This window comes from Cypionkella sp. (assembly GCF_034376685.1).
Taxonomy (GTDB): domain Bacteria; phylum Pseudomonadota; class Alphaproteobacteria; order Rhodobacterales; family Rhodobacteraceae; genus Cypionkella.
The window spans coordinates 1-2,649 of sequence record NZ_JAXMJJ010000101.1 but is presented as its reverse complement, the minus strand read 5'-3'; the positions used below and the strand labels follow the sequence as shown (position 1 = coordinate 2,649).

Annotated in this window: 3 protein-coding genes and 1 pseudogene; 3 read left to right on the top strand and 1 reads right to left on the bottom strand. The window is 59.3% G+C overall.

Going from position 1 to position 2,649, the window contains the following annotated elements; all coding sequences use genetic code 11:
* Positions 1-231, bottom strand: a pseudogene (locus tag U1A24_RS19355) (Ppx/GppA family phosphatase); the annotation flags it as partial.
* A gap of 261 nt (positions 232-492) precedes the next feature.
* Between U1A24_RS19355 and U1A24_RS19350 the strand changes: the two are divergent.
* From U1A24_RS19350 to U1A24_RS19340, 3 genes are all read left to right on the top strand, one after another.
* Complete coding sequence (locus U1A24_RS19350; protein WP_322323623.1) at positions 493-795, top strand: virulence factor; 303 nt, start codon at positions 493-495, stop codon at positions 793-795.
* Positions 796-817: 22 nt separating this feature from the next.
* Positions 818-1,732, top strand: coding sequence for a methylenetetrahydrofolate reductase (locus tag U1A24_RS19345; protein ID WP_322323622.1), 915 nt, complete (start codon positions 818-820; stop codon positions 1,730-1,732).
* 15 nt (positions 1,733-1,747) lie between these two features.
* Positions 1,748-2,649 (top strand): methyltetrahydrofolate cobalamin methyltransferase (locus U1A24_RS19340; RefSeq protein WP_322323621.1); only part of this gene is annotated, 902 nt, incomplete at its 3' end.

Sequence of the window (2,649 nt, the reverse complement as noted above, 5' to 3'; positions counted from 1 at the left end):
CAGCCCCGCACCCAGTTGGACAGTCTTGGAAAAGCTGTCCACAACCACAAACTGACTGCCCCTTGGTTGGGCAATCAACATGCGGCACGCATTTGTGCCCAGATCCACGGCAGCATAAAGCCCCTTGGACCACAGGCCGGGGGGGGCCGACGGGTCAGTTTCGCGGAAAGCACGAGGTGCCTCGACCGCTGTTTGCATCGCGTCCGCCCCCAGGGGACGCTCGGGCGCCATAATCGCCCTCCATTGGTGGTTGCCCCAAAGGTAGTCCCGTTACAGGGCAGTGGCAAGCACCCTCCCCCATGCCTGTGCAAACGTGATCTGTGCATTCATACAGATGATGAAAACTTCTCCATTCGCAGGCTCTGGTCGGACAGGCCGTTTACCTCTAGCAACGGGCATGGTCGCTTCAAGCATGTGCCATGTCGAAAACCGACCCTGTTTGTCGCGTATCGCCGCATAGAACAGGTGTCAAAACTGGTGGGGGAATCAGCTATGCCGGATGTAACAGTGGTGTTTTGGCGCGATATTCCGGCGCAGGTGATTGTCGGCAAAGGCCGCGCTGCGTCAAAGGTGCAGCTGCCCGAGCGGTTCGAGCAAGCGATTGACCGCTGTGCGATGAAAATCGGTGCCAAAGATGCCGATGCATATCTGGCCGAATGGCGCAAAGCGGAGCCCTATGCGGTTGATGGCGAAGCCGCCGAAGTTGCCGCCGCTGAGGCCGCCCGTCTCGACACCGCCTATGACACCGAGCGCCTGAAAGCGCTGATCAACGCCGAGGGCTGGGCGCAAGCCTGACCACATCTAAGGGGAGGCCCGCATGGCACTTAGCTTTTTCCGTAAAGACACCAAACCCAGTCTGAACACCGACGCGAATGAGGCCTTTCTGAAAGGCTATTCGATCGAGGTGATGCCGCGCACCGCCGAAAAGGTAGAAGATTTCCGTGCGCTTCTGCCGAAAGGCACGCGGGTTTACATCGCCCATATCGAAGGCACGCCGATCGAGGATATGGTTGCTACCGCCAAGCGTATCGCGCGCGAAGGCTTTGACGTGATGCCGCATTTCCCGGCGCGGATCATCCATGACAAGGCGACCTTGGCCGATTGGATCAGGCGTTACCAGACCGAGGCGGGCGTGAAGCAAGCCTTGCTGCTGGGCGGTGGCGTCAACACCCCTGCGGGCGATTTTGACAGCTCGATGCAACTGATCGAAACCGGCCTGTTCGACGGCTTTGACCGTCTGCATGTTGCTGGCCACCCTGAGGGCAACAAAGACATCGACAAAGACGGCGGCGATGCCATCGTCATGCAGGCGCTGAAGTGGAAACAGGCGTTTTCCGAGCGGTCGGATGCGAAAATGGCGATTGCCACGCAGTTCTGCTTTGAGGCGGATCCGGTGATCGCCTGGGCCAACCGTCTGGCTGCGGCTGGCGTGCATTTGCCGATCCATATTGGTGTAGCAGGCCCTGCCAAGCTGCAAACCCTGATCAAATTTGCAATTTCCTGCGGCGTTGGGGCCTCTCTGCGCGTGCTGCAAAAACGTGCTATGGACGTGACGAAACTGCTGTTGCCCTACGAGCCGACCGAGTTCGTGTCTGGGCTGGCTGCCCACAAAGCGGCCAATCCGGCTTTTGGAATCGAGCAGGTTCACTTCTTCCCGCTGGGCGGCATTAAGACCAATGCGGCTTGGGTTACCGAAAATGGCGGCGCCGCTGGCGTACCCGCAAACGCTTAAAGAGAAGGTTTAAGAATGACCCGTACCGTTATTGAATCCAAAACAAAAACTGTGATCATCGGTTTTGACGAACCATTCTGCGTGATCGGCGAGCGTATCAACCCAACCGGACGTAAAAAGCTGGCCGCCGAAATGGAAGCCGGCAATTTTGAAACCGTGCTGCGCGACGCGCTAGAGCAGGTCGCCTGCGGCGCCAACATTCTGGACGTGAACTCGGGCGCTGTGTTCACCAACAAAATGGCCGAGGATCCGCGCTACGCCGACAACAACTTTGTCGAACCGCCGCTGATGCGCGAACTGATCCTGCGGATTCAGGCCGTGGTCGACGTGCCCTTGTGCATCGACAGCTCGGTTCCCGGCGCGTTGGAGGCTGGCTTGCAGTCATGCGAGGGGCGTCCGCTGCTGAACTCGGTGACCGGTGAAGAAGACCGCATGGAACTGGTTCTGCCACTGGTGAAAAAATACAACGTGCCGGTTGTGGCAATTTCTAACGATGACACCGGGATCAGCCAAGACCCCGATGTGCGTTTTGCTGTGGCGAAGAAGATTGTCGAGCGCGCTGCCGATTTCGGCATCCCGGCGCATGACATCGTGGTTGATCCGCTGGTGATGCCGGTCGGCGCTATGGGGTCGGCTGGCCAGCAGGTCTTCGCCTTGGTACGTCGTCTGCGCGAGGAATTGGGCGTCAACACCACCTGCGGTGCGTCGAACATCTCGTTCGGCCTGCCCCACCGTCACGGCATCAACGCGGCTTTCCTGCCGATGGCGATTGGCGCGGGCATGACCAGCGCCATCATGAACCCGGTGCGCCTGCCCGAGATGGAGGCGATCCGCGCCGCCAACTTCCTGATGAACCACGACGCCAATGGCGGCGAGTGGATCCGCTTTGCCAAAGTGCTTGAGGCTGTTGAGGCTGG

Coding starts and splice junctions, on each gene's coding strand:
- U1A24_RS19350 (WP_322323623.1), top strand. CDS start 493: ATGCCGGATGTAACAGTGGTGTTTTGGCGCGATATTCCGGCGCAGGTG.
- U1A24_RS19345 (WP_322323622.1), top strand. CDS start 818: ATGGCACTTAGCTTTTTCCGTAAAGACACCAAACCCAGTCTGAACACC.